Origin of the sequence: Aeromonas sp. QDB25 (genome assembly GCF_027707725.1) — a bacterium.
GTDB lineage: Bacteria > Pseudomonadota > Gammaproteobacteria > Enterobacterales > Aeromonadaceae > Aeromonas > Aeromonas caviae.
On record NZ_JAPCIZ010000031.1, the window covers coordinates 40611 to 48183 of the forward strand.

Sequence of the window (7573 nt, forward strand, 5' to 3'; positions counted from 1 at the left end):
CGAGGGGCATCAGGCGACGTTGCAGGCCAGTTCAGGGGAAAGGTGGGGAGACTGGGCCAGCACGGTCTGGTTGCGCCCCTGGCGTTTCGCCTGATACATGGCCATGTCGGCCCGATGGATGAGCTGGCTCAGGCTGTCATCCTGCGTCGAGCGTTCCGCCACTCCGATGCTGATGGTCATGTGGGGGGCGGCCAGGTAGGCGATCCGGCTTCTCAGCTGCTCCGCCAGCCGCCAGCAGGTGGCCCCGTCCTGGGTCATGGCCACCAGAAATTCTTCCCCGCCCCAGCGCCCGATCAATTGCTGGTCCGGTGCCCAGTTCTTGAGCTCCCTGGCCAACTGCCGGATAGCCTGATCCCCCGCCTGGTGACCATGCTTGTCGTTGATCTGCTTGAAGTGATCGATGTCGATGATGAGCAGGGTCAGGGGCGTTTCGTGCAGCCACTGTTGACCCAGTCTCTCCAGCAGGGCGCGTCGGTTGGGCAGCCCGGTCAGCTGATCGAAGGTGGCTAGCTTGTAGAGGTGGCGCGAGCTGCGGTGGAGCCTGCGGGTGGTGAGCCCGAGCAGGATCAGGGCGACGGCCAGCAGCACCAGCAGCAGCAATTGGTAGTAGCGGGCACTCTGCTGGTAGAGCAGTTGCTGGCGCTTGTTCTCGTTCTCCTGCTGCAGCGCGCGATTGCTGGCCTCGCTGCGAGCCAGATCCATCTCGACCTGGAAGGCGGCCGCGTGCTGGCTCAGGGTCTGGTTGAAGTGCTGCTTGTAGTACTGCATGTAGCGGGTCATGGCCCCGTAGGCCTCGGGGTAGCGGCCCAGATCGGCCAGTAACCTGGCCTGCATCGCCCGACCATCCATGGAGAGAGGGGCGGTGTGCTCCATCAGCAGTTGCAGGGCCAGCTGCTTCTCGCCACGACCCAGCAGGGTTCTTGCCCTGATCTCGGTCAGACGGGAGGCCGCCTGCGGGCTATCCAGCCTGTCATAGATGGCTTGTGCCTCCTCCAGGCTGCGCCAGGCTGAGTGCCAGTCCGCCCGTGCGTTGAACACCATGGCCTGGTAGCCGAGGACGATGGCACGATAGTGGGGTGACAGGCTCGGCGTGGCCAGCAGGGTATCGAGCAACTGGCTGGCTCTGGCAGGCTGGCCCATGTCGATGTAGAGCCTGGCCATGTTGGCCCGGATGATGGCCTGGCTGTTGGGTTCGTTGAGCTGCACCATCTGGCCGAGGGCATCCTGATAATAGGTCTCGGCCTCACGGTAGAGATTGAGGTCCGCATAGAGATTGCCGAGGGTCATCAGCAGACGGCCGCACTGCAAGGTGGAGAGGACGGAACCCGGCTCTTTCTGCTTGAGGTGATAGGCGGTCTTGAGCTCGAGGATCGCCTCTTTCATCTGCTGGGTACGGTAGAGGGCGAGCCCGTTGAGGGCATGCCACTCCGAGACCTGCCTGGGGTGATGCCGGACCGCTGGCCAGAGCTGGGTGAGCAGCTCGAGCGCCTGATCCGGCGTATCGGCATCCAGGGTCAGGGCAATCTGCTGCAACCGGAAGTCGAGCAGGCGCAGGGTCTCCTGCTGGGCATTGGCCAGACCGCGGGCGCGGGCATTGTCGCGCTGTGCCTGGGGATAGCGGCCAAGGGCTGCCTGGGCCAGGGACCTGGCGTAGAACAGTTCCATATCCTGCTGGGGACTGGCGTCGAGGCGCTGCAGATAGCCGACGGGATCGCGCACCGCCTGCAATTCAGCCTCTTTCAGCAAGGAGGGAGCTGCCTGTAACTGGGTCATCCAGAGCAGCGCCAGTGCCATTATGAATCTCATTGAATCCTTTCCCCGACCAATGGCGCCATCATAATGGCTGATGTCACCTACACCATGTTTCTTTGCTTCTCTATAACCGTATGGGGGAGAGGATGAGGTGAAAAGTCGTCGCAACTGCGGGGTGCGTCGGTTGTCTCTGGTTGCGTCAGGATGCAACAGTGGCGACAATCGTGGGCAAATCACAGTGGAGAATCATCATGTTGGCCAAAGCCATGATCGAGAAGTTGAACGAGCAGATTAATCTTGAATTCTATTCCTCCAACCTCTACCTGCAGATGAGCGCCTGGTGCGAGGACAAGGGCTTCGAGGGGGCCGCCACCTTCCTGCGCCAGCATGCGGTCGAGGAGCGCCAGCACATGGAGCGCCTGTTCACCTACGTGAGCGAGACCGGCGCCATGCCGGTACTGGGGGCCATCGAAGCGCCTCCCCACGAATTCAAGTCCCTGGGTGACATCTTCCGCACCACCCTGGAGCACGAGTATCACATCACCAAGTGCATCAACGGTCTGGCCCACGTCGCCTTCACCACCCAGGATTACTCCACCTTCAACTTCCTGCAGTGGTACGTGGCCGAGCAGCACGAAGAGGAGAAGCTGTTCAAGAGCATCGTCGACCGTCTGAGCCTGGTGGGCGAGGATGGCAAGGGCCTCTATTTCATCGACAAGGAGCTGGCCGAGCTGGCCAAGGGCGCCCCGGCCAGCATCATGGACGGCAACGCCTGATAGTCGTGGACACTTAGTGTTCAGTCAGTACAATGACGGCCCCTTGTAAAGGGGCCGTTTTCTATTTGCAGGTGTCCTTGTACCGCTGTGCTGGTGTCTGCCGGGTACAATGACGGTCCTTTAAGGTAAAGGGGCCGTTTTTCTTTTGATGGGTGAGTGACGATGAAACAGGTGGATGTGGTGGTGATCGGTGCCGGGGCGGCCGGATTGATGTGTGCGGCCCAGGCTGGCTACCGGGGTCGCTCCGTGCTGGTGCTCGACAACGCCAAGAAGCCGGGCCGCAAGATCCTCATCAGCGGCGGCGGTCGCTGCAACTTCACCAATCATCAGGCGGGTCCCCATGCCTTCCTTTCGGCCAACCCCCACTTCTGCAAATCGGCGCTGGCGCGCTATACCCAGCAGGATTTCATCGATCTGGTGGACAGGCACGGCCTGAACTACCACGAGAAGACCCTGGGCCAGCTCTTCTGCGACGACAGCGCCAAGGATATCGTCGACATCCTGCTGACCGAGTGCGACTGGGCTGGCGTGACCCTGCAGTTCCAGACCGAGATCCTCACCGTCAGCAAGACAGATGAAGGCTTCGTGCTCGACACCAGCAAGGGGGAGATCGCCTGCTCGTCGCTGGTGGTCGCCACCGGCGGTCTCTCCATGCCGAAACTCGGTGCCACCCCTTACGGCTTCAAGCTGGCGGAGCAGTTCGGCCTCACCGTGTTGCCGACTCGCGCCGGGCTGGTGCCCTTTACCCTGCATCAGGCCGACAAGGAGGCCTTCGCCGATCTGGCGGGGGTCAGCCTGCCGGTGGCGGTGACCGCCGAGGACGGCACCCGCTTCAAGGAGGCCATGCTGTTCACCCATCGCGGCCTCTCCGGCCCCGCCATCCTGCAGATCTCCTCTTTTTGGCTGGCGGGGGAGAAGATCCACATCAACCTGCTGCCGGACCTCGACATTCCAGAGACCCTCAAGACCTGGGCCCAGGCCCATCCTGCCCAGGAGCTGAAAACCGTGCTGGGGCGCGAGCTGCCCAAGCGTTTCGTCGACAAGCTGGTGGAGCTGGGATGGCTGGTGAGCAAGCCGATGCGCCAGTACAACGAACGGGAGCTGGAGGTGGTGGCCACCCTGCTGGGGGATTGGCAGATCCTGCCCAACGGCACCGAAGGGTATCGCACCGCCGAAGTGACCCTGGGGGGAGTGGATACCAACGCGCTCTCCTCCAAGACCATGGAGGCGCGCACCGTGCCCGGCCTCTACTTCATCGGCGAAGTGGTGGACGTGACCGGCTGGCTCGGTGGTTACAACTTCCAGTGGGCCTGGTCGTCGGGCTGGGTGGCAGGCCAGTACTGCTGAGGGATGCCGCATCCATGCTGTGAATGGTCCCGTCAGCGGCCTCTCGGGTGACAACTTCCAGTGGGCCCGGTCGTCGGGCTGGGGGAGAGGCCGTACTGCTGACAAAGAGGCTCGGCGGATGAGTCCGAGCGGATCGGGCCGTGTCAGACGGCCCGAGTGATGGAACCAGACGCGGCCTGCTCAGGCCGCGTTTTTTATGGTCGGTCGCTGGCTGCCGGTTGGCCTCTAGCCTCTCCTGATATTGGGCAGGAAGGCGGTCAGCAGGCCAATAAGGGGCAGATAGGCGCAGACCTGATAGACGGTTTCGATGCTGGTGGCATCGGCCAATTTGCCCAGCAGGGCGGCCCCTATCCCTCCCATACCGAAGGCGAAGCCGAAGAAGAGGCCGGAAATGGTGCCGACCTTGCCGGGTACCAGATCCTGGGCGTAGACCAGGATGGCGGAGAAGGCCGACGCCAGGATGAGGCCGATGACGATCGACAGCACCGAGGTCCAGAACAGGTCGACGTGGGGCAGCAGCAGGGTGAAGGGAGCGACGCCGAGCGGCCCGCCGAGCACCGTCCCCGCCGCGACGGCAAACAGGAAGGCGAACAGATAGAGCTGGGCGCTCTCCAGCGACAGGTGGAACTTGTCCATCAGGTAGAAGGTGTAATAGCTGCTCAGGCTGGCCATGTAGAAGAACTTGGAGAACATCAGCAGACCGAGGATAGCCAGTGACCAGCCAATCTGGCGGCGGCTCAGGCCGGTGCCAGCATGGGCCCTCATCCGCCGATGGAAGCTGGCGGCATGGTGGCTGGACCAGCGGCCGACGAAGCTGAGCACGATGACCCCGATGAGTGCGAACAACGAGAACCAGGCCGCACTGCCCTGTCCCTTCGGCACGATGATGAGCGCCGCGAGCAGGGGGCCGATGGCCGATCCCAGATTGCCGCCGATCTGGAACAGAGACTGGGCCAGACCAGGCTGGTTGCCGGCCGCCATGCGGGCGACCCGGGAAGATTCAGGGTGGAAGACGGAGGAGCCCATGCCGATCAGCATGGCCGACAACAGCACGGCGCCAAAGCTGCCTGCCTGCGACAGGTAGAGCAGCCCCACCAGCGTGAAGCCCATGCCCAGAGGCAGGGAGTAGGGCATGGGTCTGCGGTCGGTATAGAGGCCGATCAGGGGTTGCAGCAGCGAGGCCGTGAACTGGTAGGTGAGGGTGATGAGACCTATCTGGGTGAACGACAGATCGAGCCCCAGCTTCAGGAGGGGATAGATGGCCAGCAGTACCGACTGCATCATGTCGTTCAACAGGTGCGAGAAGCTGATGGCGGCGATCACCGGATAAGCGGTGGTAGTCGGGTTGTCCACCGCGGGCGGGGCGGTGATCGGGGTGTCGGTACTCAAGGTCTTGTCCATGGCTGGGGGATCACTCCCTCTACCATGCCCTATCCCGGCGTATCTGGACATAACCAAAGTGGGCGAACTCTCGGATTGCGTTCGCGTGGCGCGCAGGCCGTTCATGCTGACGGCGTGTGGATGGCTGGTCAGATCTTGTTCTTGGCGCGGGGCGGATTAGTATAGAAGGCCTGCCGCCGTTATCCGGCTCATCACCCGCCATGGAGGGAACATGTTCGAAAGCCTGGGTGTCATCAACGTCTGGACCTATCTGGTCGGTCTCTTCTTCATCATCATCGCCCCGGGCCCGAACTCCCTCTACGTGCTGCGAACCGGTGCCGTGCGCGGCATAGGCCCGGGTTATCGCGCCGCCCTCGGCGTCTTCGTCGGCGATGCCATCCTCATTTTCTGCGCCTATCTGGGGATCGCGTCCCTCATTCGCACTACCCCATTGCTGTTTACCCTGGTGCGCTATCTGGGCGCCATCTACCTGCTTTATCTGGGGGTGAAGATCCTGCACGCGAACTTCATCGCCAAAAAGGCGGGACCGGCGTCCGAGATGGATCCCGGTGAGCGCTATTTTACCAAGGCCCTCACCCTGAGCCTCACCAATCCCAAAGCGATCCTGTTCTACGTCTCTTTCTTCGTGCAGTTCATCGACTTCAGCTATGCCCACACCTGGATCTCCTACCTGGTGCTGGCTGGCATGCTGGAAGCGATGAGCTTCGTCTACCTGACCCTGCTGATCTTCGGCGGTACCCTGATGGCCCGCTTTTTCCGTCAGCGCCAGACGGCGGCCCGTCTCGGCAACGGCCTTATCGGCCTCTTCTTCATGGGGTTTGCGGCCAGGCTGGCGACGCTCTCCTCCTGACCCTGGGGATTGCTGACCGTCCGGTGTCGGGCACCTAGTCTGGCCAGCAATCCTTGCCCACCGGGATGAAGCGGGACTGGTAGATGATGAGCTTCTGGTTGCCCGGCTGATTGATCCCGGGATTGTGGTAGGTCTCCCCGGGCAGCAGGTACTTGCTGTCCGCCTCGCTGTCCGCCTGCTGGCAGCCCCGTTTCACCATGAACTCGAAATAGGTGTTGCCGGTATTGGTGATGGCGCTCTGTACCGGGTCCAGCTGGTATGCAAAACGTGACTGACGCGGGCGCACCACCAGGATGGACTGCAGGGCCAGCTTCACCTCGACGGTTCCCCGGTGCTGCGTCTGGCTGCCTTCATCCACCTGGGCTGCTGGTGACTCGGTGAAGGTGATGCGGTAGTAACGCTCATGGTCATCGGCGGGCCCCTTGTAGTAGAACTTGACGTTCTGGGCATGTCTGGCGTGCAGGGTGAAGCGCCTGGGGGCAAACAGCAGCTCACCGGGGACGCTGGGCAGTGTCCTGCCTCTAGCCGTGGGGTCGCTGATTTTTTCCATCTGTATGTCGTACAGCTTGGGTGAAGCACTGTTGTTGGTCAGGGTTCTGGTAATGAACTCCTGCTCTGGCGCCATGGCAAGAGTCATGGCGCCGATGTCGAGGGCGGCGACCTGTGAGGCCAGCAAGCCGCCCAGCAAGGGCCAAAGTAGACGATGCATGTTGTACTCCATGGTCAGCGCCAGGTCCCCTTGATGGTGATGGTGCCGCTTTGTTCCACCTCGCCTTCCCACATCTCGTCGCCCATGGTGCGCTGCACCATGGGATCGGTCAGGTCGAATTCCAGCGCCAGCTTGTAAAACCGGGTGATGCCCTGGCCGTTGACGGGATCATTCCACTCCTGTGGTGGTTGATTGTCCTGTATTCCGAGGGTGCGAATATCCACCGGTGTGCGATCGCAGCGAATGGCGTGCCGTGAACCCGCGCCATGAGCCACCGAATCGAATACCAGCCTGGTAGGGATGGGGACGGCCTGTTCAGGAGCTGAGGAGCCTGCCGGATAGAAAGTGCAATATCCCCGATAGGGCGAACCTCTGTCCTGTGAAATAGAAATTTCCAGCATATCGGCACTGATGGGGCCGCTATGGAAGGTGCGAACAAGTCCCTGATATGAGATCATGTTTGTCATCTGGAGCCATGAAAAAGGGTTCATCATGAGTCATCAGCTCACCTTCGCCGACAGTGAATTCAGCAGTAAGCGCCGTCAGACCAGAAAAGAGATTTTCTTGTCCCGCATGGAGCAGATTCTGCCATGGCAAAACATGGTGGAAGTCATCGAGCCGTTTTATCCCAAGGCTGGTAATGGCCGGCGACCTTATCCGCTGGAAACCATGCTACGCATTCACTGCATGCAGCATTGGTACAACCTGAGCGATGGCGCGATGGAAGATGCTCTGTAC

8 protein-coding genes are annotated in these 7573 nt (G+C 61.6%); 4 read left to right on the plus strand and 4 right to left on the minus strand.

Annotated features, from left to right (window positions below; all coding sequences use genetic code 11):
* Nucleotides 1–9 precede the first annotated feature (9 nt).
* Entirely contained in the window at nucleotides 10–1794 is a 1785-nt protein-coding gene (locus PG883_RS12550) for a diguanylate cyclase domain-containing protein (RefSeq protein ID WP_319883359.1), read from the minus strand.
* A 209-nt stretch (nucleotides 1795–2003) separates the two neighbouring features.
* Here PG883_RS12550 and ftnA point away from each other — a divergent pair, with 209 nt between their 5' ends.
* Nucleotides 2004–2528 carry a non-heme ferritin gene (gene ftnA, locus PG883_RS12555; protein ID WP_010672333.1) on the plus strand — a complete coding sequence of 175 codons (525 nt, stop codon included), beginning with the start codon at nucleotides 2004–2006 and terminating at the stop codon, nucleotides 2526–2528.
* Between the two features lie 162 nt (nucleotides 2529–2690).
* On the plus strand, nucleotides 2691–3875 hold the full coding sequence (locus PG883_RS12560) for an NAD(P)/FAD-dependent oxidoreductase (RefSeq protein ID WP_200163975.1): 1185 nt from the start codon (nucleotides 2691–2693) through the stop codon (nucleotides 3873–3875).
* A 225-nt stretch (nucleotides 3876–4100) separates the two neighbouring features.
* Here the strand turns inward: PG883_RS12560 and PG883_RS12565 are convergent, their stop codons facing one another.
* Nucleotides 4101–5276: an MFS transporter gene (locus tag PG883_RS12565; RefSeq protein ID WP_270807252.1), complete on the minus strand. Its 1176-nt coding sequence runs from the start codon at nucleotides 5274–5276 to the stop codon at nucleotides 4101–4103.
* Between the two features lie 211 nt (nucleotides 5277–5487).
* Between PG883_RS12565 and leuE the strand changes: the two genes are divergently transcribed.
* A complete protein-coding gene (leuE, locus tag PG883_RS12570; RefSeq protein WP_010672336.1) occupies nucleotides 5488–6126 on the plus strand; it encodes a leucine efflux protein LeuE in 639 nt (212 codons plus the stop codon).
* A gap of 34 nt (nucleotides 6127–6160) precedes the next feature.
* Here leuE and PG883_RS12575 read toward each other — a convergent pair whose 3' ends face one another.
* Both PG883_RS12575 and PG883_RS12580 read right to left on the minus strand, forming a co-directional pair.
* The gene (locus tag PG883_RS12575; protein WP_270807253.1) at nucleotides 6161–6835 is read right to left on the minus strand and encodes a fimbria/pilus periplasmic chaperone; all 675 of its coding nucleotides are present in this window, start codon (nucleotides 6833–6835) and stop codon (nucleotides 6161–6163) included.
* Nucleotides 6836–6849: 14 nt separating this feature from the next.
* Nucleotides 6850–7293, minus strand: coding sequence for a hypothetical protein (locus PG883_RS12580; RefSeq protein ID WP_270807255.1), 444 nt, complete (start codon nucleotides 7291–7293; stop codon nucleotides 6850–6852).
* Between the two features lie 34 nt (nucleotides 7294–7327).
* Here PG883_RS12580 and PG883_RS12585 point away from each other — a divergent pair.
* A partial coding sequence (locus PG883_RS12585) for an IS5/IS1182 family transposase (RefSeq protein WP_032288177.1) occupies nucleotides 7328–7573 on the plus strand: 246 nt, incomplete at its 3' end.